The 22,763-nt window shown below is 41.4% G+C and carries 20 protein-coding genes; 13 read left to right on the plus strand and 7 right to left on the minus strand.

The features are described from left to right. Positions 1-77 precede the first annotated feature (77 nt). Positions 78-902: a DUF2797 domain-containing protein gene (locus C9J12_RS09650; protein WP_107242505.1), complete on the plus strand. Its 825-nt coding sequence runs from the start codon at positions 78-80 to the stop codon at positions 900-902. A gap of 85 nt (positions 903-987) precedes the next feature. On the opposite strand, the gene C9J12_RS09655 is transcribed toward C9J12_RS09650, so the two are convergent. From C9J12_RS09655 to C9J12_RS09670, 4 genes are all read right to left on the minus strand, one after another. Then, complete coding sequence (locus tag C9J12_RS09655; RefSeq protein WP_107242506.1) at positions 988-1,605, minus strand: putative ATP-dependent zinc protease; 618 nt, start codon at positions 1,603-1,605, stop codon at positions 988-990. 79 nt (positions 1,606-1,684) lie between these two features. Continuing rightward, positions 1,685-2,578 carry a phosphotransferase gene (locus C9J12_RS09660; protein ID WP_107242507.1) on the minus strand — a complete coding sequence of 298 codons (894 nt, stop codon included), beginning with the start codon at positions 2,576-2,578 and terminating at the stop codon, positions 1,685-1,687. Between the two features lie 246 nt (positions 2,579-2,824). After that, positions 2,825-3,061 carry a DUF3389 domain-containing protein gene (locus tag C9J12_RS09665; RefSeq protein WP_006229371.1) on the minus strand — a complete coding sequence of 79 codons (237 nt, stop codon included), beginning with the start codon at positions 3,059-3,061 and terminating at the stop codon, positions 2,825-2,827. After that, on the minus strand, positions 3,062-3,496 hold the full coding sequence (locus tag C9J12_RS09670) for a hotdog fold thioesterase (protein ID WP_107242508.1): 435 nt from the start codon (positions 3,494-3,496) through the stop codon (positions 3,062-3,064). Between the two features lie 266 nt (positions 3,497-3,762). On the opposite strand from C9J12_RS09670, the gene C9J12_RS09675 reads away from it, so the two are divergent. Both C9J12_RS09675 and C9J12_RS09680 read left to right on the plus strand, forming a co-directional pair. Next, entirely contained in the window at positions 3,763-4,554 is a 792-nt protein-coding gene (locus C9J12_RS09675; RefSeq protein ID WP_107242509.1) for a M48 family metallopeptidase, read from the plus strand. 249 nt (positions 4,555-4,803) lie between these two features. After that, entirely contained in the window at positions 4,804-6,435 is a 1,632-nt protein-coding gene (locus C9J12_RS09680) for a methyl-accepting chemotaxis protein (protein WP_107242510.1), read from the plus strand. Between the two features lie 92 nt (positions 6,436-6,527). Here C9J12_RS09680 and C9J12_RS09685 read toward each other — a convergent pair whose 3' ends face one another. Continuing rightward, on the minus strand, positions 6,528-8,882 hold the full coding sequence (locus C9J12_RS09685) for a thioredoxin domain-containing protein (RefSeq protein WP_107242511.1): 2,355 nt from the start codon (positions 8,880-8,882) through the stop codon (positions 6,528-6,530). A gap of 428 nt (positions 8,883-9,310) precedes the next feature. Here C9J12_RS09685 and C9J12_RS09690 point away from each other — a divergent pair, with 428 nt between their 5' ends. The 9 genes from C9J12_RS09690 to C9J12_RS09730 all read left to right on the plus strand — a co-directional run bounded on the left by C9J12_RS09690 (position 9,311) and on the right by C9J12_RS09730 (position 18,675). After that, positions 9,311-9,961, plus strand: coding sequence for a c-type cytochrome (locus C9J12_RS09690; protein WP_107242512.1), 651 nt, complete (start codon positions 9,311-9,313; stop codon positions 9,959-9,961). A 14-nt stretch (positions 9,962-9,975) separates the two neighbouring features. After that, on the plus strand, positions 9,976-12,675 hold the full coding sequence (locus C9J12_RS09695) for a molybdopterin-dependent oxidoreductase (RefSeq protein WP_107242513.1): 2,700 nt from the start codon (positions 9,976-9,978) through the stop codon (positions 12,673-12,675). A gap of 172 nt (positions 12,676-12,847) precedes the next feature. Then, complete coding sequence (locus C9J12_RS09700; RefSeq protein WP_011220738.1) at positions 12,848-13,453, plus strand: 4Fe-4S dicluster domain-containing protein; 606 nt, start codon at positions 12,848-12,850, stop codon at positions 13,451-13,453. Then, the gene (locus C9J12_RS09705; protein ID WP_107242515.1) at positions 13,453-14,517 is read left to right on the plus strand and encodes a 4Fe-4S binding protein; all 1,065 of its coding nucleotides are present in this window, start codon (positions 13,453-13,455) and stop codon (positions 14,515-14,517) included. The genes C9J12_RS09700 and C9J12_RS09705 overlap by 1 nt, the downstream gene beginning before the upstream one ends. A 9-nt stretch (positions 14,518-14,526) precedes the next feature. Next, positions 14,527-15,159, plus strand: a complete 633-nt coding sequence (locus C9J12_RS09710; RefSeq protein WP_107242516.1) for a 4Fe-4S dicluster domain-containing protein — start codon at positions 14,527-14,529, stop codon at positions 15,157-15,159. An 11-nt stretch (positions 15,160-15,170) separates the two neighbouring features. Next, on the plus strand, positions 15,171-15,758 hold the full coding sequence (locus C9J12_RS09715) for a hypothetical protein (protein WP_107242517.1): 588 nt from the start codon (positions 15,171-15,173) through the stop codon (positions 15,756-15,758). After that, a complete protein-coding gene (locus tag C9J12_RS09720; RefSeq protein WP_107242518.1) occupies positions 15,755-17,281 on the plus strand; it encodes a 4Fe-4S binding protein in 1,527 nt (508 codons plus the stop codon). Before C9J12_RS09715 ends, C9J12_RS09720 begins: the two co-directional genes overlap by 4 nt. Positions 17,282-17,312: 31 nt before the next feature. Further along, the gene (locus tag C9J12_RS09725; RefSeq protein ID WP_107242546.1) at positions 17,313-18,008 is read left to right on the plus strand and encodes a 4Fe-4S dicluster domain-containing protein; all 696 of its coding nucleotides are present in this window, start codon (positions 17,313-17,315) and stop codon (positions 18,006-18,008) included. After that, positions 18,001-18,675 carry a NapC/NirT family cytochrome c gene (locus C9J12_RS09730; protein ID WP_107242519.1) on the plus strand — a complete coding sequence of 225 codons (675 nt, stop codon included), beginning with the start codon at positions 18,001-18,003 and terminating at the stop codon, positions 18,673-18,675. Before C9J12_RS09725 ends, C9J12_RS09730 begins: the two co-directional genes overlap by 8 nt. A 240-nt stretch (positions 18,676-18,915) precedes the next feature. On the opposite strand, the gene C9J12_RS09735 is transcribed toward C9J12_RS09730, so the two are convergent. Then, positions 18,916-19,890, minus strand: a complete 975-nt coding sequence (locus tag C9J12_RS09735; protein WP_107242520.1) for an OmpA family protein — start codon at positions 19,888-19,890, stop codon at positions 18,916-18,918. 480 nt (positions 19,891-20,370) lie between these two features. Here C9J12_RS09735 and C9J12_RS09740 point away from each other — a divergent pair, with 480 nt between their 5' ends. Beyond that, on the plus strand, positions 20,371-21,903 hold the full coding sequence (locus tag C9J12_RS09740) for an FAD-dependent oxidoreductase (protein WP_227876314.1): 1,533 nt from the start codon (positions 20,371-20,373) through the stop codon (positions 21,901-21,903). Between the two features lie 114 nt (positions 21,904-22,017). On the opposite strand, the gene C9J12_RS09745 is transcribed toward C9J12_RS09740, so the two are convergent. Further along, a complete protein-coding gene (locus C9J12_RS09745; RefSeq protein WP_227876317.1) occupies positions 22,018-22,704 on the minus strand; it encodes a lipid-binding SYLF domain-containing protein in 687 nt (228 codons plus the stop codon). Positions 22,705-22,763 lie beyond the last annotated feature (59 nt).

The raw sequence follows: 22,763 nt of genomic DNA on the forward strand, positions 1-22,763 counted from the left end.
GTTTTAGTACGTGTTATTTTTTTATGCCCCTGTTACGCAGTAACTGTTAAAATGGAGTCATTATAAAAGCAAGATAAATGAGCAAAGTCATGCAAGGTACATTAAGCAAAATGAAGTCAACGTTAGGCGATGTGGTTGAATACTACTTACCTATCGGCGAAGAACAATTAGCACTAAACCCATTGATTGGAAAACATCTAAAGTTGACTCACACTGGTAATATCTTTTGTGATGCCTGTGGAAAAAAGACAAAAAAGAGCTATTCTCAAGGTCATTGCTTTCCTTGTATGAAAAAGCTTGCCCGTTGTGACATGTGTATTATGAAGCCAGAAACATGCCATTACGCCAAGGGAACGTGTCGTGAACCTGAGTGGGGCGTGGCTAATTGCATGGTGCCTCATTATGTCTACTTATCGAATACCTCTGCTTTAAAAGTAGGCATTACACGCCACACTCAGATCCCTACTCGCTGGATAGATCAAGGTGCAACACAAGCACTTGCCATTTTAAAAGTAAAAACTCGCCAAATTTCAGGGTTAGTCGAAATAGCCATTGCTGAAATGGTTGCCGATAAAACGAACTGGCGAACAATGCTGAAAGGCGATAATGACGCTATCGATTTGAAGCAAGAAGCAGAAAGACTGCTACCTGAAATTGAAGCACGCATTAAAGAGATAACAGACTTATACGGTGATGATGCTGTTGAACGTCTTGATGGTGAAATTGTCGATATTAAGTTTCCGGTTACTGAATATCCAACAAAAATAACGTCGCATAACTTTGACAAAGAGCCAGTTGTAGAAGGCACATTAGTTGGTATTAAAGGCCAATATTTATTCTTTGATACGGGTGTGATTAATATTCGTAAGTTCTCAAGCTATGAAGTTATTGTAGAAGCTTAATAAATTTTGTGCGGATAACAGTAATTTAAAAGCGGCGCCTAAATAAGCACCGCTTTTTTAATAAACACATCTTATTTACAGGGCCTTATTTCACTTTAGGTTGTACGTAATTTCTTTTTGGATCACGCACTGCAACGTCGCGAGTAAAGTTTTCTCCCAACGTTACACCAGAGCCTTTAATTAAAATAAACTCTGTTTGTTCATTTAATTCACCTAATTTAGTCCTTAGCTTAATGACGGCTTGCTTATTGTCTTCACCATTAGACTTAGTCCAACGAACGACAGGGCGTTCTATCGATTTGCCACCACTTGTAAATTTAACCCAACTTTTGCCATCACGTTCAAAATTTTGTACATCTGAGGCTCCAATTGTCGATACCTTACTATTGGTATCAACCTTCACTTTGACATGCGCCTGCACTTCATCAAACCAAACCCACTCTTGTGCACCAAGAATCAATTTCCCATCTTCCGTTTTTGTTACAACAGGCACTGGCTTAGGTTTCTTTTCTGGTACAGGTTTAACTTCCGGCAAAGGTTTAATTTCAGGTTTAACTTCTGGAGTAATCACTTCAGGAATACTTGGCTCAACCACTGGAACCTCTTTACCTACTTCAGGCTGTTTTTCTGGCTCCTGAATACTTTTTTGCTGCGCACAGCCAACAAGTAGCAACACACAAAAACCAGTAACAATCTTTTTCATTTATCGCATCCTTGGCACATTTTAGTTGACCATCTATTAGGTAACAATAATATCTAAAGTCATGATTATCCAGAAAGATTTACGCCTGCTTATAAGCAGTGTTAAATCGATCAAGTTTACTATTGATCCAAGATTCATCATACCACCCAATATTACGGCTATGTTTAGCGTCGTCCCACAAGCCTAAAAAATATCGCCTAACCTCAAACCCTTCAATTAATGGAGATTTTTCATGGTAGCGATCAACTAATTTTAAATCTTCTCTTACATCAAATAGATGAAAAATATCAAATTCTTTATGTTTAAAGCCGACATCGCAAGGATCGAGCAATCCTGAGATTTTGTATGTTTTGGGATCAAAAAGCACATTAGCAATGTGACAGTCATCATGAACAAAAGAGGAGTGATTATTGATGGGCATTAATATTTCCGTTTTTTTCTCCCACAATAGCGTGTAAGCATCTTTTAATTCACGGGAAAATGGTGAAGCAGAACTTAATACATACCTTAAAACAGGATACATCCACTGATCAAAAGCATCGATCAAAGATGGCTCAAACTTTTCAGGTGTAACTTCAAACCCTCGGGAGTCAGTGTGTTCATGTAATGCAATTAATATATTTGTATAATCTTCTCGGAACGTTTCTATTACTTTGGGATTATTAGGTAATTCATAAGCAGAGATACCTTCTAGCCATTCAATCAGCATGTAATCGTAACCCTCTGAACGACCAAAAAAGTACACTTCAGGCACAGGACAAGTCACTTTTTTTTTCAATAATCCAAGAGCTGTAACCTCTTTCTCTATTCGCCCAAATTCACGAGAAAATTTCACTACCACTTTTCCTTTGGGTGAAATAAGAAAAACAACCCAGCCATAGAATGTTTCTTGAATATTACTCACGTCAGGCTTTTGGCTAAACATCGCTTGATAAGCACTTTCAGCAATTCGCTTTAGCTGGGGCTTATTCATAATAATATCCTTATTCTAACCTACATTACTGACCACTTTAAAAATTTTATTCCACTAAAGAATAAATATTAAATCTTTTATATTTTTAATTAACATCAACAAGAGTGCAATAAAACGCATAATAATACTAGCGATTTATTTAAATGCTAATTTGGTAATTAAAAAGAAAAAATATTCGTTAACCATATAAAATAACGGTGACGTTATTTAAAAGAGGTAAACAATACCTCTTTCTATATAACGACATTAATATTTTTGTATAGCAATTCCAATTTCGTTAGACAATTCCTTTAACTGCTCTTCATTGTCTAATCGTATAGACCAGTTTATTCCACTTCCTGTCGCTGTTATTACATTAGCGCCGCCAATCAATGTAACTTCATCGACTTGCGCTTGCAGTGTCACTTTTGCAGCGCTTTCAATACGAATAACAAGCTCATGTTGATTGGCTATGATTTTACCTTCTGAAAACGTCATTAACATTTATTGTTCATTCTTTTTATGTTGCATAACTGCCATAGTAATTCGACTAGTACAAACAAGTCGCTCTCTCTCGTCACTAATTTCAATTTGCCATACTTGCGTTGTAACACCGATATGAAGTGGTGTGGCTTTTCCCGTCACATTGCCTGTTCGCATAGCACGGATATGATTGGCATTAATATCTAAGCCAACACAATATTTTTTTTCATCAACACACATATTTGCCGCAATTGAGCCTAATGTTTCAGCTAATACCACCGATGCTCCACCATGTAGCATACCAAGTGGTTGATGCGTTTTAGGTTCTACTGGCATGGTTGCCGATAGGCTATTATCATCAAACGATGAATATTTAATCCCTAAATGCTCAACCAGTGTATTCGGTGATGTTTGGTTTAGGGTATCGAGCGTAAAAGCTTTCTTCCAAATTGTCATTAATTTACCTAACGTTCGGGTCTACTCTGTAGATAGAATACCAGTTAACCTTCTTAATTCCATCGAATTACCACCAGCTATTCAATATGCGTATAAATAACAATTGAATAGCAATAATTAATCTAGCACTTGATATATAACTAAGCGCCTTGCCTAGAACCCAACAAATTCTCGCTGAAACGAGCATCTTGAGGTAACTTGGGTATAGATAGTCGCGTCATAATAGGCACATAATTTATAATTAAAGAATGGAAGGAGTCATTCATATGAAACTACAGCATCCTCTATTTTTAACAGTATTAATAGCATCATCACTTACTCTTACTGCGTGCTCGAGTTCTCCCACTGGCCGCCAGCAAGTTTTGCTTTTTTCGGGTAACGATATGTCTCAGCTTGGTGCTCAGTCATTTGAAGAATTGAAAAAGCAAGAGAAGATCAACACTGATGCTAAAACTAACCAATACGTTCAATGCGTTACAAGCGCAATCACAACACAATTAGGTCCACAATCTGACTTTGACCAATGGGAAGTCGTTGTTTTTGATAGCGACCAAGTTAATGCATTTGCACTCCCTGGCGGTAAAATTGGCGTCTATACTGGGTTACTTAACGTAGCTAAAAACCAAGATCAATTAGCGACGGTTATTGGTCATGAGATTGGGCATGTAATGGCGCAGCATAGTAATGAAAGGTTATCTCGTAGCCAGCTCGCAAACGCAGGTTTAGAGCTTACCAATATTGCAATGAGCGGTACGCAATACCAAGGTGCAGCAATGGCAGGTTTAGGCTTAGGAGTTCAATATGGCGTACTTATGCCTTATGGACGAGCACAAGAATCTGAATCAGATATTATTGGATTAAGGTTAATGGCTGAGTCAGGGTTTGACCCGTACCAGAGTGTTGAGCTATGGAAAAACATGGCGAAAGCATCGGGAGGAAATCAGCCTCCTGAATTACTATCAACCCACCCTTCCCATTCAACGCGTATTGATGATTTAAAAGCTGAAATAGCTCAATTACCGACAACGAACACAAAGCGACAAAGCTGTACGTTATAGACATTACGACTAACACTGAGTAATGCCGTTCAATTAACGTGAGCGGCATTGCTTTACCCTTTAAAGTATCTCTAAAGTTATTAATGTTACGGCCGCTATAACAACAAGAGAGTATACCCTCGCATGATAACTGCATACCCCTAGCGAATATCGCGCTCAAATCTCGCAGTTTTAAGCCGTATGCGCATATACGTGGTGCAATTTTCAACCACTATTTCCTAGATTAACCACTCTTTACAGTTGGCTGTTATGAACATAAATAACTTAACAATAAGAACAAAGTTCTATCTATTGATTGGCGTGATTTTGTCAATCTTTGCTATCTCATTGCTTTTTATCAAATCAGCCAATGATCGAATTGCTAACAATTTCAATCAATTTTATACACAAAACTTCGCGGTTTCATTGTTATTTGAAGAAGTCAAAGATACGCAAACCGAGATTATGTTGAATGTTCGAGGATTGCAGATTGCTTACTTGCTGAACCTTTCAAATCAGGTTGATGGCTATGTGTCGAGCATTAATAAAAACATGGCGGATACCCCGCAGTTATTGAATGCCTTATCCAAAGACTTTGCCGGTGATGCAACGACTACGACTAAACTTAGACAAGTAGTAACAACTTTTCAGAACAATTCCTCAGCTTTTATTAAGGCAATGGAAAATGCACCAGATAATAAAGCCCCTTTTTCTGTATTCTCAGATTACCGTGATGCATATTCCACCCTTAACGAATTCTTTAATGATTTTCAAAAAATGAATTATAGCGCAGCGGATACCGCAAATAAGGACGCCAATAATGCAATTAGTTATGCGAATTATGTCTTCTATTTATCCATCATTATTTCAGTTGCCATCGCTGTAATCTTTAGTCAATTCTTATCAAAAAAAATTACTAATAGTATTAAGCATGTAATGGATACTGCGCACGCACTGGCCAAAGGCAAACTGAATGTGTCGTGTGTTGTTGACGGAAAAGATGAAATAGCCGAACTCAGCCGTGCATTGAATACCACGATTCAAAACCTGAACAATACACTTTCTGCTATCAATAGCTCGACGCAGATTGTCGATACCAATAGTCAAACACTACTAGAAGCCAATAATAATATTCAAATTTCAGCTTCTGAAGTGTCTGATCACACTGTACAGGTTGTAACGGCCATTGAAGAATTGACGATCACCAGCATGAATATCGCCGACAATACTTCTGAATCTGCGCAAACTTCAGATACCATGGCGGTGCTGGCTAACAAAGGGATCGACTCTTCAAATCAGACTAAAGACGCCGTTATTAAACTGGTTGGTAATCTGAATGAAACTGCCAATGTCGTTGGCCTGCTAAAAGACGAATCAATAAGAATCGAAAGTATCCTCGATGTGATTCGTAATATTGCTGAACAAACAAACCTGCTTGCCCTCAATGCAGCCATTGAAGCTGCACGAGCTGGTGAACAAGGGCGTGGATTCGCTGTTGTTGCCGATGAAGTAAGAACCCTTGCTCAACGTTCGCAATCATCAGTAAATGAAATCGAAGCCATGCTGAATCAACTCAGCTCAGCTTGTGAAAATGCGGTTAAAATGATGTTTGACAGCACTGAAATTGCCACTTCAGCTGAAGGAAAAGTGGTAGAAAGTAACCAGATGATTGAAGACATTCTAGAGTTGATTCATCAAGTCAATGATCAGACGCAGCAAATTGCCACAGCCGCTGAGCAACAAAGTGCTGTCGCTACTGAGATCAGCGGTAACATGCATACTGTACAAGAATTGACTCAAAAATCAGCAACCATTTGTGCCGAAACAGCAAGCTGCAGTGATGAAATGAATCAGGTTAGCAAGCAAGTATTGAAACAAGTTCAATTCTTCGAACTTGGCTAGTCTACCCTACTTCATGACAGTCCAACTTACTGCATCTCTGGTGATGCAGTGGTTGGCTTTGTGGTTAACATTAAGTGGGGTGTAACAGAACCTTAATCTAAGTATATTGGCGCTATCCGAACAGTTTCTGGCGGCAAGCACATTTTATCGTCACATGCTTGTAACCGTATGTTTATTAGCAAATAATTAGAAGCTACTGGCTGAATGATATTTCCCGTCAATTTCAGTTCGTCTTCATATAACGATAATTCTAGCTGACTGAAACTAAGCGATTTCAGATGACCTTCAGGATACTGCATCGTCAGGTCAGCGGTTGTAGGATAAACAAGTTCAACAGTGGTAGGGATCAAGTTAGTTTGCAATGGCTGTGTACTATTGATATGCCAGCCATTTGAAATCATCAAGGTTAACGTTAGCTGTTTTTTATTCTGTCTAAATTCAGCACGAATTTTAATATTACCTTTTGCCGCATATTTCACAGGTTTAATATCGGCTTGAAGTGATTCATCAACTGCAGCCAACATGGCGGGAAATGCGATTGGATTTTGGTTTATTGCAGACGCATTGTAGCTGATAAATTCTTTGATCTGACTCTGCTTAACAAATTGGCCACTTCGCTGATGCAACATGACCATAGCCATAAGCATTGCAGAATTCCCTGAGGCGATGGTGTTATCTGTCACATCTTTATTACGAAAAAAAAACTGTTCATTTTGATCGAACGCTGTATTAAAGAAGCCTCCGGATTTTTTATCCTGGAACATTCTCACTGCTTGAAGATAGATAAGATGCGATCGCGTTAGCCAAATATCTTTATCGGTAACATCGTATAACGTCAACATAGCCTGAATATAATGCCCATAGTCACCTAACGTCGCAGAGACAGAACTTTTGTTTGAATCAATTAGACGAGAAGATGATCCTTGATTATTTATCGCATGTTGCCATATTGCTTCAGCACACTGGTCTGCAACACGAATATACTCAGGAGTATTAAATACCAGACCACTGTTTGCCAATGCACTTATCATCAAAGCACTCCATTCAACTATTTGTTTTTTGTCCTTAAAAGGCGGAATACGCTCAGCTCGTTTTTGATAAAGCTTCTGTCGAATTCCTGCAATTTTTGTTAATAGTATCTGGTAATCAACATCGTTACCTTCGGCAACTGATTCAAGACCGTTGGGTAAATAAAGGATATTTTTATGGTTAAAATTTCCTTTCAGTCTAATACCATATAATTTCCGTACAAAATCTGTTTCACTCGGTGTAAATAAAGAAGCAATCTCTATGTCATGCCACAAATAAAACTTACCTTCTTTATTCTCACTGTCAGCATCAGTTGCAGAATAGAAACAAGCTCTGTCGGAACGCATTTCATTAAGTACATAATTCAAGGTTTCAATAACGATACGTTTATATTCATTATCACCACTATAAAACCAAGCATTAGTATAAATATCTGCTAATAGCGCTTGATTAAATAGCATTTTTTCGAAATGGGGAATTCGCCAGGCCTTATCAGTTGCATAGCGATGAAAACCTCCTGCAACCTGATCGTAAATCCCACCTTGTAAAAGAGCGTCTAACTCTCTGCTAATAAACTCCCACTCCCGACTTAAAGCGAAATCGTCAACTGTTTTTAATTTTCGAAGCAGTAACATTAATATTAATTCCCGAGGAAACTTTGGAATTTGATCTATTCCTCCCCACCTCTTATCCTCAGAGCTAAGTATTTTAATTATGGTTTGACCAATCAAAGACGGGGAAATTGTATCCGCCACGCTGGCCACTTTTTGTTGCTCTTGAATTTCCTGATAAATTTCAATGGCTGACTTAAGCAAAAATTGATGATCGTTTGTCCACTTATCTTGTACTTGCTCAAGTAAATCGACAAAATCTGATCGCGAAAAATATGAGGCGGCAAAAAAAGGCTTACTATCATGGGTGAGAAAGCTTGAAATCGGCCATCCCGCCTCACCTGAAAAAACTAGAGCCGCTTTGATATAAAAATCATCAATGTCAGGACGTAAATCTCGATCAACCTTGATACTAATGAAGTACTTATTGAGTATCCGCGCCACCTCTTCATTATCAAAGCTCTCAGCTTCCATTACATGACACCAATGACAAGTTGAATAACCTATAGATAAAAAGATTGGCTTATTCTCTCGACGGGCAGCATCAAAGGCTTGCTTACCCCATGCATACCAGTTAACGGGGTTATGAGCATGTTGTAAAAGGTAAGGCGAATTTTCCAATATCAGTCGATTGGTATAGACCGGAGTACCTCTTTTCGATAAGTATTGAGTTCTAACCTGATATTGACCTTGCTTACTTAAGCGAGCTTGTTCCAAGTCGAGTTCAAGTGTATTTTCCAACCCTTTGCAATATACGACGGGGCAAAGAAAAATAAGTAATAAAACTTGATAGTGGAATTTAAACATACTGAGAACTCTTTATAATAGCTTCATTAATAAATAAATAGCTAACAATTGATATTTAAATGATCCAGATCAATGTTACAAGGCAGAGAATTAAAATCAATTAAACAGACTGTCACCCATTATTACCATTTACCAGTATAGTAAAAACCAATACCAATATAATATTAAAGAATAACCTACCCTCTGTAACTGGTTGATAATTTTATAATTAAGCATGTAAAATTATATTCCTCATAAAAGAAATATAACTGATTGGCTTAGTCGTTAATTAACAATTAACCTTAGAGCCAGGCAACTTATAAGCTGATCCTTTCTTACTTAATAATAACCACTACCACTGAATAACAACTACTCTCAATAAAACAATAAAGTTGCGCAAGACAAAACATTGACTATATTTATTTTAAAAATAAATAAAGGAGCAGATCGTGAATAGGGAAAATACTTTTTTCATCTCGTTGATGGCCTTCTGTGTCAACTTGCTGTTTGGCTCATTTACCTTTGCGGCAAATAGCGAAAAAATTAAAGAAGGTGAAACGCTTTATAATCAGAACTGTGTTTTTTGCCATCAGCCAGATGCGATTGGCAAACCGGGATTTGCCCCATCTTTATCCAACCCAGAGTTACTTTCAATTTCATCCGACAAGTACCTGATGTCCACAATTCGTGATGGTCGAAAAGGGACTGCCATGGCCCCTTACGCTCATCTTAATCGTGACGGCATTAGCGCCATTGTTACCTATTTACGCAGCCATGAAACCCTGCCAAACCGTTCTGCTGCTGTTGAGGCACAAAGAGCAGCACAGGGCGACCCTCGTAAGGGGGAATTATGGTTCAGAGATATCTGCGCGACCTGTCACGGCATTAAAGGGGATGGTTACCTTGCCGGCGGCTCTGGTTCAGCCATAGGGAAGATCGGCTTTTTAAGTAAGGCAAGCGATGGCTTTATTCGCGAAACCATCAAAAACGGTCGTTCCAATACCCGCATGTTGCCATTTTCTGGGCCGGACGGATTGGCAGATCTAAGTGAAACAGAAATCGAAGATATCATTAGTTATATGCGCACATTAGGTAAGTAAAGGAGTTATATACCATGAAGCGAAATAAAGTATCACGCCGAAATTTTTTGAAAGGTAGTGGATTTATTGCAAGTACCGCAGCTGGTGCTGGATTATTTGTGGCACATAACCCCGAGCTAGAAGCTGCACCACTAACAGGGGAGCCCACCAAAAGAACCACAGCTTTAGCACAATGCCCATATTGTGGCGTCGGTTGTGGCACAATTATCCAGGTGGAGAATGGCAAAATTGTTTCCATGCGCCCGGATAAAGATCACCCAACAAACTATGGTTTGCAGTGTATCAAAGGGTTAACGGCAGCAGAGCCAATGTATGTTGACCGCATGGAAGGTGACCCGTATGTGCGCAAGGATGTGTGGGACGAATGGAATAAACCGGATCACGGTGATATTGAATATATAAGTAAAACCAAGGGCTCGTTTGATGAAGAGCATTTTATCCGGGTCCCCTACCATGATGCTTCTGATATGGTCGCTCGTAAAATCGCTCATTTTGCCAAGAAATACTCGGGAAACTCCATCTCCCTTTATGGTTCGGGTCAGCTAACAATGGAAGGCCAGTACCTAGAAAACCTGTTTATGAAAGGAGTACTGGGTTCCAACACCATTGAAGCGAATGCGCGTATGTGTATGACGTCAGCAGTAACGGGTTATTTTGCTACTTTAGGTTCAGATACCCCACCACTGGCTTACGATGATATCGAATTGGCCGACATGGTGATGCATTTTGGTCATAATGCCCGAGAGTCACACCCGATTATTTTCTGGCGTATTGCCGATCATAAAAAGAAAAAGGATATCCCAACTGTCGTTGTTGATCCTCGTGCCACCGGAACCAATAAGGGTTATGCCGACATCAACGACAAGAACCATGTTCATGTGCCGCTGCTCAATGGTGACATCAGTTTTTTGAATGCAATTGCTCATGTATTACTTAAAGAGCATGACGACGTTATCGACTGGAAGTTCCTCAAAGCGCATGTGACCGGCTGGCAAGAATATGTTGATGGCGTTAAAGAAAATTATAGCCCAGAACAGGTTCAGGATCGCATGGGTGGCGTCAACCATGATGTTTCACCAGAAAAAATCCGTCGCGTTGCCGCAATGTTTGCCGATGCAACCCGCAAGCGACTCGCTCGCAGCAAGGGCAAGCAAGAGGGGGAAGGGTATGGCGGTGTCATCATCATGTGGGGCATCGGCTATAACCAACACATTCATGGCCAGCACAATGTTATCTCTATTATTAACTTGTTAACATTAACGGGTAATTTAGCCAAACCGGGGTGCGGCCCGTTCTCTATGACTGGCCAGCCGAATGCGATGGGGGAACGTTTTACCGGCGGGCTGACCGGACGCCTGCCCTTTAATGAAGGTTTAGGTAATCTCAAACATCGCGCCCATATGGCTAAAATGTGGCGGGTACCAGAGAAAAACCTGGATAATGCCGCCAGTTCACCCAATCCCGGTTTTGCCGTGGGGATGATGGAACGTGCCCTCAAAGATGATCTTAAAGCCATGTTCCTGGTTTATGCGACCCATATTGACTTACCTGATCAATACAATCTGGTGCGCCCAGCACTGGCAAAAACCTTTAACGTCGTGCAGGAGATCTATCGCCATGCGCCGAACAACCTTTATGCTGATGTGATCTTCCCTGCATGTACCTGGGGCGAAGTCAACGGCGTTTATATTAGCTCGGAGCGTCGGATCAATATTACAGAAAAAGCAGCGCAAGGGCCTAAAGGTTGCCGTCCTGATATGGATATGGTGATTGATAAAGGCAAGGAAATAGCTGAGTTACTGGGGATGGATGGCGATAAAATCTTTCCTTATAAGCGAGGCAAAGACGGCGAATACGATGCTGAAGAAGTCTTCAGGGATGTTTGTCGTGCCTCTGTGGGAACGGATGCTGATCTCACCGGGATCCTAGATCGTGAAAAACTCGACGGCATCAGCCCATATGAACAGCTTAAAACCCTGCGCGGTATACAGTGGCCGGCCCCTAACTATGAAGCGGCGAAAAATGGTGGCACAAAACGCCGTTACATGATGCAGGAAGGTCAATGGGAAAATCGCCCCTATGGCTACTTCCGAACTAAAGACGGCAAGGTACATATGAAACTGTGCCAGCAGGATTATAGTCAACGTAAGGAGATCACCAAGAAATTGATGGAATTTGGTGTCAAAAAAGATCACTACACCATTGACAATCAAGATTTAATGATTAAAGCCAGAGATATGGCCTTAACACCGGATCTCCCTGATGAAGAATTCAGGGGCCAGTCATGGCAAAACGTTCCTAAGGACAAATTCCCATACTGGATGGGTCTCGGCGTGGTTTATGAGCACTTCCATACTGCCAAATCAAACCGTAGCCCGACAACGCGACGACTGGTGCCAGAGATGTATGTCGAAATGCATGCAGAAGATGCCAAAGATCTCGGGATTAAAGATGGTGAATGGGTGCGTGTTGTGAGCCGTAGAGGTTCGTTAGAGGCCAGAGCACAGGTCGGCGGCACGGATAGTTTAGTGAAACCCGCTCGAAACAGTGTACCGCGCGGTTATATGTTTGGTCCTTGGAATCTGTCAGTGGCAGACAGTGCCGATCCCAAGAAAAACAAATGGCTGGCAAATGGCATCAGTAACCGTTGCTGGGATCCTGTATCCGGACAGGTCGACTTTAAAAAGCTGGCTTGCCGGATAGAAAAAATATAGCAGCAATACCGTGGCAGAGTCTTTGTCACGGTCAACGAATTAGGCGCAAGGCGTTAGTACTTTCATACCTGTATGAAATAGTGAATTTAGGTGCATGAGTGCTAATGTCTTTGGGGAGTTTGTGGTTATTTATGCCCAAACGCCTTGGGTATAAATACCTAGAGATAGTCATTTGAATAGACGACGTTTTATAAGGCAACTTAGCTTATTAGCCTCCGCAGGTGTTTTCTTTAAAACGTCATTGGTTAAGGCCGCTTTTAAAGCAAAACAGTTCACCCAACGTTATTTACGTCCCCCTGGGGCACTCAAAGAAGAAGATTTCATCAATCGCTGTATACGCTGCAACCAATGTGCAGAAATCTGTCCTAATAACTGTATCAAGTTTTTTGACTCCGAAAATGGACTTGAGTCTCATGGTACCCCCTATATTACACCACGAGAAAAGGCCTGCATTTTATGCATGAAATGTGGCGATGTTTGTCCAACAGGGGCGATTCAGCCGATAAAACGTCAACTGGAACCCATTGTACAACAAGTGAATATGGGGGTTGCTCGGGTTGATAAACAGCTGTGCTTATCTTGGCAGGGAAAATCTTGTGGGGTCTGTTACCGGGCCTGTCCACTATCCGATGTTGCGATAAAAGTTGGCTTCATGGAGCAACCTGAAGTACTCGACGCTTGTGTCGGGTGTGGCCTGTGCGAACGCAGTTGCATTCAGATTCCACAAGCGATTAAAGTCATACCAAGTCATACATTAGATGCCTTGAGGAGATCGTAATGTCGGATGAGATGGATCTTAAGCACCAAAGTCAATCGGCGGGAAAAATAAGCCAGCCATTCTTTCTTTGGCGTCATCTGAATAAATTACGCTGGTTATGCCTGATCATTGTTTTTTTAATGTTGATTTTGATCCCGCTGCTTAGTCTTTACCAACATTTCGTTGCGGCACAAGGCTATAACCATTTAACTGGCTCAGAAAAATTTCTCTATGATTCCATGGCGTTTATTACCGCGCCTTTAGTCAGCGATCCTGAGCATGATCTTGATGCAATAAAGGGGACAACATGGTCTGGTCAGTTATTTGGCCTGAAGTTAACGGATCCATTGGCACTCGTCGGGCAAATTGCGGCTGGAATAGAAATTTACTGGCCATTCGCCCTTACGGCAGTGATCCCAATTATCTTTACTCTGCTATTTGGGCGATTTTTCTGCGGCTGGATTTGTCCTGCGACTTTTTTATATGAACTAAACACCAATATGGCTGTTTGGCTTAGCAAGATCGGCATACGAACGGGGAATCGGCGTTTTAACAGAATGTTTAAATACCTGGTTCTGATCGTTGGTATCGTACTGTCAGCTCTGACAGGCAGCATTTTTTTTGCCAGTATTTATCCACCAGCTGTGATTGGTAGGGAGTTATATTTTGCTATTGCTCTGTCGGGGTTTGGAGGCGGAACACTCTTTTTTATCCTTACTTTGTTGTTTGATTTACTCGTTGCTAAGCGGGGTTTTTGTCGATACCTATGCCCGGGTGGTGCGCTGTATTCACTACTTGGTCGTTATCGGGTATTTCGTATCAGGCGTATTGTGGAGAAGTGTAATGACTGCTCTAAATGTAATGCGATTTGTGAGTTTGGCCTCAACCCAATGGAGGATGACTTCGGGCAAGAATGCAATAATTGTTCAGCCTGTATCGCGGTCTGCCCTAAAGATGCGATGACGTTTGCTGTTGCGGTGAAAGATTATAAATATCAAGGACATGGCCATCACAGTCGTCACTATCGCAAAAACCAGGGTGATAACAGGCTTGGTGATATCGAAGTAAAAAACCTCAACGATTGAGGATCGATCATGGACAGAAGAGCAATGGACAGACGATCATTTCTTTACCGCATATTTAAATCACTCTGGCTGACCGCCATTGCGGCTGTTCCCTATGGTATCGGCCGTATGCTCATGCCAGAAAAGAATCAGTTAGCCTCTTTGAATAAATCTCAGTTAAACCATGACAAATTAAGGCCACCCGGAGCATTAAATGATGACACTGCTTTTCAAAAGGCGTGCATCGGATGTAGCTTGTGCGCAGAAGTTTGCCCCCCTACCTGTATTCAGTTTTACCACCTTGACGGTGCCAACAATGCCAATACTCCCTACATAGAACCCGCCCTAAGGGCGTGCATTTTATGTGGAAAATGTATGGACGTTTGTCCAACGAATGCCCTAACAGTCACTGAAACAAGAAAAGTAAACATGGGCCGTGCTCAAATAGAACGTTTAGCCTGTTATCCCTGGGTTGACCGAGGTATTTGCGGCGCCTGTGTCTCAATTTGTCCTTTGGGTGAGACGGCTATTAGTTTTGAATTTGCCAATATGTACCGTCCTGTCGTTAATGATGGCTGTGTCGGTTGCGGTTTATGTGTTGAAGTCTGCCCACACCCGAGTTTACCAATACGTGTAATTAAAGAAGCCGATGCTATCGTATAAATAGGTGGTCAATGATGTTAAAGCACACTGTTAACTTATTATTTTGCTGTTATTTCCTGATGCTCAGTATCCCGAGTTATAGTCACCATGTATTGGGACGTCCTTCATATAGCCTAAATGAAGACTCGAATACCCCGCCCAGTATGGCTGTTGAAACTCAGATCGGTAATTATTTCATCACCTACATGGTTTTTCCTGCCTTTCCCAAACCGAATGAACCGGGACGGGTTAACTTGTACGCCACCCGTATTGATAACGGCCAGACACTGAATACATCAATTACTTTTTCTGTTCGTGATGACCGTTGGTTTGGTAGCAGAGAACCCAATGAAACTATCGGTTTACAAGAAATAGATGATGGGGTTTACCGGCAAGGTTTTTTATTCAAAAAAGCGGGTGACTATATTATTCGAGCTCATTTTGAAGCAGACGGTGAACCTTATGAAATAGACTTTCCACTTCAGGTTGGCTCAGGCAATTCTGTTGGCCCAATAGGGGCAGCTATTGGTCTTTTAATCTTTTTCTTGATCAGTATAAACATAGTGCAACGTAAACGTATTGCGCGTTCTAAAATTCAGCAGGGGAAGCAAATATCATGATTATGACCCATCCGGGCTTACCCATTGAGCTGGCCATCATCATTGGCATTAGTATGTTACTGTTAGGTTTATGGGCCTTAAAAAGTAAAGCGCCAAGTCACGCTACCACTGCCAGCACATCATTAGCCCATATCCCCATAGTAGGGACATTTTTCAAGTATGTAAGCCAACACACCTGGCCGCTCTTGATGCTTAAAATGGTTTTTTCGCTTCTGTTTGTTTTGATTGTGGTGGCCGGGTTATGGGGCACCCCGATTGTTGAACGTAATCTTGCAACGACACTGACCTGGAATTTCTGGTGGGCGGGTATCATTATCGCCATATTGTTCAGTGGCTCAGCCTGGTGCGCTATCTGCCCCTGGGATAATATCGCCAGCTGGCTGGTCAATCACAAATTATGGCATCGCTCCAACTCTAACAGCAGGCTGCAACTGAGAGTACCCAACGTTCTGCGTAACATCTGGCCTGCCAGCCTATTATTTATCGGTTTTACCTGGCTTGAATTAGGTGTTGGTATTGTAGCCAGCCCTTATGCTACAGCATTACTGGCACTGGCGATGGTCATTTTGGCAACCACGGCTCTGGCACTGTTTGAAGGCAAAGCTTTTTGTCGCTATATGTGTCCGGTTGGCAGAACCGTCGGCGCCTATTCTCAGCTAGCACCTGTGGCATTGCGCCCCATCAATAGTGATACCTGCAGAAGCTGTAAGACATTAGAGTGTTATCACGGTTCAGAGAAAATAGCCCCCTGTCCAACCCAGCAAATCATGGGGCGTTTACAAGAAAATACCTATTGCACCTCCTGCGGGAATTGTACGCAAAGTTGTCCCTCTCACAATATTAGCTGGCAGCTACGCTCGCCAAGTAGCGAGGCGATTAACGATGCCCGTCCTCATACGGATGAGGCATTTTTCATGTTGATCCTTTTGGCTCTGACCATTTTTCACGGCTTAACCATGCTTGACAACTGGCAAATCTATATCAGCCAGATAGCGCAAAATATTAATGACAGCGGCCAGCTCCTTTTGAGTTTTACCATTGGCCTGATAGCGTGCTTACTACTGCCCATTTTATTATATGGTGTGAGCATCTGGTTAACGTCAAAGTTATGCGATGAAACTGCCAGGATCAGTTTTAAAAAATTATTCTCCGGCTTTGCTTTTGTCTCACTGCCGTTAGCCTTTTCCTACCATATTGCCCATAACCTGAATCACTTTATTCGTGAAAGCAGTAACTGGACAGAATTACTTAGCAATCCACTGGGTATTGATACCCAACCACTAAGCATGATGGAAAAACACATACGTCATATGGCAATGATGATCCCAGAAGATATGTTATTCGCCTTGCAAGGTCTGTTAATGGCCGCTGGTTTCTTTATTGCCGTACAGGTCATTCGTCATCGGGGAAGTCATCTATTTGCAGCCCGAGGCATACAGTTACTGCCCATGCTGTTGTTCGCGGCGCTAATTTCCGGCATTAATCTGTGGATGCTCGTACAACCTATGACCATGAGAATGTAGAAGGTATTGTATCGTGAATAAAGATAACCCAATGGATCGCCGGAGTTTTTTTAAACATAGCTTTGCAAAAATGGTCCAGGCTGGCAACGATATTATCGAACAAAAAGCGATTGAAAAAGCGAAGGGCTGGATCCGACCTCCTTTTGCCGAGCAGGAGCTCGATTTGTTAATCAACTGCAGCCGTTGCGGCGATTGTATCAGTGCCTGCCCACACCAAGTCATTTTTCCTTTACCACTGAAACGCGGTGCTGACGTTGCTGGAACGCCAGCGATGGATATTATTAATAAGGGCTGTCACCTCTGTGCTGACTGGCCATGTGTAACAGCCTGTAATGAGAAAGCGCTGGTATTTCCGATAAATAAAATAGATGAAAAGGATAAAACGGGTGAAACAGAAAATCCTACGAAAACATCCGTAGGATCACCAGAAGACAAAAAACGTCCTGATGCGCAGGATTGTCCTCCTATGGCCAAAGCCACCGTCAACAGTGCTACATGTTTGCCCTACTCCGGACCTGAATGTGGAGCCTGTAAAGGCAGCTGCCCAATCCCCGACACTTTAGTCTGGCAGAATGAAAAACCCAGCATCATACAAGAGAACTGTGTCGGTTGTGGATTATGTCGAGAAGCCTGTATTACCAGCCCTAAAGCCATTGAGATCAGCCCCATTGTAATTAACAGCAAAGAACAGCCGGATCGTAACCTGCGGACTCAAGAAAATGTTTAACCTTTGCAAAAGACTATTGCATCGTAAAATTGTTTTTGGCAGCACCGTTGGCGTCGCCCTTTTTTTTATGTTCATCGGTGTGGTGTGCTGGGGGGCATTCAACACGGCGCTTGAAGTAACTAACGATATGAATTTTTGTATTAGTTGCCATGAAATGGAGGAAAATGTTTACACGGAATATATCAACACCATACATTATAATAATCGATCGGGAGTAAGAGCCACCTGTCCCGATTGTCATGTTCCAAAAGAGTGGCAACATATGCTGCTAAGAAAAATATTCGCCTCTCGAGAATTATATCAAAAGCTTATCGGCACGATTGATACGCCTGAAAAATTTAACCTGAAGCGATTAGAATTGGCCCAGCATGTCTGGCAAAGCATGGAGCAAACCAATTCCCGTGAATGTCGTAATTGCCACAACTTCAATGCCATGGATATCGCGTTTCAGGAAAGCCGTAGCGGCTTGGTGCACACATATGCCCAACAACAAAATAAAACCTGCATTGATTGCCACAAGGGCATAGCCCACCAACTTCCTGATGGCGTACTTCCCTACAAGGGAGGCAATGATGATGACCACCAGCATTATGAACAACAGCAAATCGACTGTTATCAGTGTCATGAAGGGATGCCCAAACCCAATACCGATGATTGGGAGCTTTAATCCAAGCTCAGCCAAAGCAAACATTCCGCCAATCAAAATGAAGCAGGATCAAGAACATCAGCCAAACTTTGAAAGTCAGTACGGCGATTAAGAGAAACGGAGGCAAGAGCGTCTGAAAGTTGTATAAAAAATCCGGAATCAGTCACTGATTCCGGATTATGTCAGGCTCACAGGATCGCTCAACTGATCGACATTACCCTAAGGCGCTTTTTATTGTTAGAAAGATACAGTTAAGATTTGTTACTGACCTTCCATCTCAAAACCAGGTGTAAATACTTCTACACGACGGTTTTGACCACGACCATCTTCAGTATCATTCGTCGCGACAGGCTCTAGTTCACCACGACCTTGCGCCTGAATTCGACTCTGTTCAATGCCAAAGTGTGTTGCTAAATAACCAGCAACCACTGCTGCACGTTCTTCCGATAGGTTTTGGTTATACGCTTCTGCACCACGGCTATCAGTGTGGCCGATAACAAATAGTTCAGTTTCTGGGAAGTTAACCAGACGCTGCGCAATAGGCTGTAACTGATCAATGTCTTGCTGAGATAACGTATCGCTATCAAATGCAAACGGCAGTGCAACTGTGATTGGTTCTACTTGAACCATTACAGGAACAGGTGCTGGTTCAGGCTCTGGTTCAACAACAGCAACCGGTACAGGAGCGCCCCAACCATACACTAAGCTAATACCATAGAAATGAGTATCCCAGCTAGCATCTTTAAGTTCTAGATCATTGTAATATTGGTATTCAAGACGTGCCGATAGGTTCTTATTAAAGAAGTATTCAGCACCTACACCAGCAGTACCAATAATACCGTCATCAGATCCACTAATTGCACCGCTGCCATCGGTGAAGTAATAGAAACCACCCGCTTTAGCAAACAAATCAATTGAGTTAGTTACATTCCATGTAAACTTGCCCACAAGATCAATACCTTGCTGCTCAATTGATGCATCGTCAGCTTTAAAGTCCATTTCACCCAGGTAAGTATAACCACCTTCAACAGCAAACCACGGCACAATGTTATATCCTAAGAATGCACCACCACCCCAATCCTCTTTATCAACATCACTTGAGCTAATATCACCAGAGAGGCCGCTGTAACTCGTACCGCCGACTCGAGCACCTGCATACCACGGATTTTCTGTTGCAGCGTTAACTACACCAGAAATAAGTAACGCAAGTGGGAGTATGTAATTCATTTTAGACATTTTTCAATCCTTTTATTATTTTAGTGCCACTACCATGTACACTTTTAGGCTCAGTTCTTATTCTTTACAAGCCGACTTTCTATTTCTTCCATATAGTTCAATTTTTATTAAATTACTTCAGCACGATGATTATTATTGTCCTATAATTCTTCTCTGCAATCATTTAACTGTTATTAACTTAACTATCAATTATTTATAGCCAATTTTCAGGTGAGATTAGAAACACTTACAATCCGGCCTATTCACCTACTTTATTTAAGCTTTATACATAAATAAGCATCAAATCTCCCTATAACTTACAAGTCATTAAAAACAAAAAAGCGAGTTTCACTACACGTTTCTTATCTAATACTCTTTTCTTACCAGTAAAAGTACATTTTTAAACAATTACAACTGTCGAAACAGTTTTAAACCTGATAAATGCCAAGTAGAATGAGTACCTATATAACCATGTTTGATTTGACCACAGACAAGTAAAATATGAATGTAAATGTTTCTGATACACCTTTTGAAAACATCAATGGCTCAATAAAAACTAAAATTACCGTGGGTGTTGTGGGAGGTGGTGTTGCAGGTTCAACCGTAGCACTACGTTTAGCCGAACTTGGCATACCTGTGACTTTAATCGAAGAAGGCGCGACCTTAGTGAATGGTCCTCCTATCTGTCACTTACATGCTGGCGGTAATTTATATCGCGAGATATCGGACGAACAATGCGTCACATTACTTCGCCAATCGATAGATACACTGCGTGTTTTTCCGCATACCGCAAACATCCGACCAACCGTTATCGCAGTACCATTACGCGATTCAGGTAATCCTGACACATTATTACCACGATTAAAGTTACTTCAAAATGTATATAAAAAGCTCATCGAGCAGGACAAAGGCAATGCGGTTCTTGGTGACCAAGATGAGTACTTTAAAGTTTATCAACAACAAGATTTGATTAAACTAGCAGCTAAAAAATCACCATTAATGCCAGTTTCATTGGATGATTGGATGGTTCCAGTTGCTAAAAATTTGAATTTAAATGAGTTCAAATACCCCATTATCATGGTGCAAGAATACGGATTAAGCATATTTAGAATTGCCGCAACGGCATCTCTAGCCTTTGCAAAATTGCCAGCCTGTAAAGTTTATACCAACGCCAAAGTAACTCATATAGAAAAAAGCGACAGTGAGAACCAACAAACTTGGAATATTTCCTTTCAACGCTTTAATGAACAACTTAATGATCATCAGACGGAGAATATAACCGTTGATTATCTCGTAAACGCTTGTGGCTATCGAACAGGGTCATTAGATGATATGGCAGTCGTTACACGAAACCGCATGGTTGAATTTAAAGCCGCTTATGTCACTCAATGGCCAACATGTGAAGGCCTGTGGCCTGAGGTGATTTTTCACGGCGAACGTGGAACACCCAATGGTATGGCGCAATTAACACCCTACCCTAATGGATACTTCCAGCTTCATGGAATGACTGAAGACATAACCTTATTCAAAAAAGGGCTCGTCAGTTCAACCAAGCAAAGTGCTCAGCCAAAACTTGAAGAACACTTTCTTAGTAAGCTTAAAACACAATGGAAACCGTTTGAAGTAACAGCTCGAACGCAACGAGCAATCAATCACATGGCACAATTTGTTCCAAATTTTAATGATGCTATTGTGGGTGGAAACCCTCTTTTTGGTGCACAGCAAATTCCGGGGAATGACCCAACATTACGTGCAGCAGATGTTTCTTTCGAAGATCAACGTTACGCCCGCTCTGAAATTGTGAAAGCGTCGTCTGCTATATCAGCGGCAGATGCTATTCTAGATAAACTGGTAGAAGAAGGTCTTATCACTAAAGATATATTCGCAGGCTTATTGTCACGTGAAAAACAATTTCAAGTGACGCATGCTCTTAACACTGAAGATGTTGTTCGAGTTGCTGAACAATTAGCCGAAAGTAGACATTTTCCGAAAGCTTTAGCTCAGCCAGTTAATATAGCCAAGAATCAGAAATAGTTTCTTAGAACTACAAATAGCTAATAATTCTTCTTTAATTATCAGATAAGTGAAGCCTTTACTCTTGCTTCACTTATCTCATGAATTTTAATATCAAGTTAAAAAAGCGACTTATCATTGCGTTAAATCGGTATCAATCCAGTACTTAGAACCAGACACGTTTGCATCAAGTAACAAACCTTTTTCACCTATTTGGTAAATAGCCATGCCACCGTTATATTTCGCTGTTAATTCTGCACTTTCAGTACCCGCAACAGCGCCCATTTCCGATGTCGCCTCCCAGCCATCTTTCACAAAACCATCAAATGTTTTTTGATCTTCGAAAAAGATGATTTGCTGGTAGAACTTTCCACCAAGCCCTGCTGCCAAGCCTGCACCAAACATTTTCATGTATGTACGTTTGCTTGTCTTACGATTTACCGCGACACCTGCTCCTTGGTTAGTATGCAGCATCAATGAGAATTTACGGGAATCAAAAACAGCATAGCCATAAGCCGAATCAAACAATACTTTTGCCGAGGGCTGCTTATCAAATAATCGAGCAAGTGCAGTATCAGACATTGTATTCAATGCTTTTCGAGCTTCTGCTGGGGTCTCTGGTTCTAACATCTCATTTAGTTTAGCTTCACCAGATTCCCATGTTTCTTTCGAAAAGTCAGATACACTATCCCATGCATCTTTGCTGGTATCACCGATTGCGCTACCTAAATCAGATGCAGAATCTTTTATTTTGTCCCAGCTAGCATGAACGGGTAAAACGAATAAACCCAAAGCGATAATAATAGCTCTATATTTCACGATACTGCCCTCATATAAAAACGGTAGCCATAAGGCTACCGATTTGTAAATTAGTTAAGCCG

Origin of the sequence: Photobacterium frigidiphilum (genome assembly GCF_003025615.1) — a bacterium.
GTDB classification, from domain to species: domain Bacteria; phylum Pseudomonadota; class Gammaproteobacteria; order Enterobacterales; family Vibrionaceae; genus Photobacterium; species Photobacterium frigidiphilum.

What these genes read in the sequence shown, in the direction of transcription:
- C9J12_RS09650 (WP_107242505.1), top strand. Translation starts at nt 78, where the DNA reads ATGAGCAAAGTCATGCAAGGTACATTAAGCAAAATGAAGTCAACGTTA.
- C9J12_RS09655 (WP_107242506.1), bottom strand. Translation starts at nt 1,605, where the DNA reads ATGAAAAAGATTGTTACTGGTTTTTGTGTGTTGCTACTTGTTGGCTGT.
- C9J12_RS09660 (WP_107242507.1), bottom strand. Translation starts at nt 2,578, where the DNA reads ATGAATAAGCCCCAGCTAAAGCGAATTGCTGAAAGTGCTTATCAAGCG.
- C9J12_RS09665 (WP_006229371.1), bottom strand. Translation starts at nt 3,061, where the DNA reads ATGTTAATGACGTTTTCAGAAGGTAAAATCATAGCCAATCAACATGAG.
- C9J12_RS09670 (WP_107242508.1), bottom strand. Translation starts at nt 3,496, where the DNA reads ATGACAATTTGGAAGAAAGCTTTTACGCTCGATACCCTAAACCAAACA.
- C9J12_RS09675 (WP_107242509.1), top strand. Translation starts at nt 3,763, where the DNA reads ATGAAACTACAGCATCCTCTATTTTTAACAGTATTAATAGCATCATCA.
- C9J12_RS09680 (WP_107242510.1), top strand. Translation starts at nt 4,804, where the DNA reads ATGAACATAAATAACTTAACAATAAGAACAAAGTTCTATCTATTGATT.
- C9J12_RS09685 (WP_107242511.1), bottom strand. Translation starts at nt 8,882, where the DNA reads ATGTTTAAATTCCACTATCAAGTTTTATTACTTATTTTTCTTTGCCCC.
- C9J12_RS09695 (WP_107242513.1), top strand. Translation starts at nt 9,976, where the DNA reads ATGAAGCGAAATAAAGTATCACGCCGAAATTTTTTGAAAGGTAGTGGA.
- C9J12_RS09705 (WP_107242515.1), top strand. Translation starts at nt 13,453, where the DNA reads ATGTCGGATGAGATGGATCTTAAGCACCAAAGTCAATCGGCGGGAAAA.
- C9J12_RS09710 (WP_107242516.1), top strand. Translation starts at nt 14,527, where the DNA reads ATGGACAGAAGAGCAATGGACAGACGATCATTTCTTTACCGCATATTT.
- C9J12_RS09715 (WP_107242517.1), top strand. Translation starts at nt 15,171, where the DNA reads ATGATGTTAAAGCACACTGTTAACTTATTATTTTGCTGTTATTTCCTG.
- C9J12_RS09720 (WP_107242518.1), top strand. Translation starts at nt 15,755, where the DNA reads ATGATTATGACCCATCCGGGCTTACCCATTGAGCTGGCCATCATCATT.
- C9J12_RS09725 (WP_107242546.1), top strand. Translation starts at nt 17,313, where the DNA reads ATGGATCGCCGGAGTTTTTTTAAACATAGCTTTGCAAAAATGGTCCAG.
- C9J12_RS09730 (WP_107242519.1), top strand. Translation starts at nt 18,001, where the DNA reads ATGTTTAACCTTTGCAAAAGACTATTGCATCGTAAAATTGTTTTTGGC.
- C9J12_RS09735 (WP_107242520.1), bottom strand. Translation starts at nt 19,890, where the DNA reads ATGTCTAAAATGAATTACATACTCCCACTTGCGTTACTTATTTCTGGT.
- C9J12_RS09740 (WP_227876314.1), top strand. Translation starts at nt 20,371, where the DNA reads ATGAATGTAAATGTTTCTGATACACCTTTTGAAAACATCAATGGCTCA.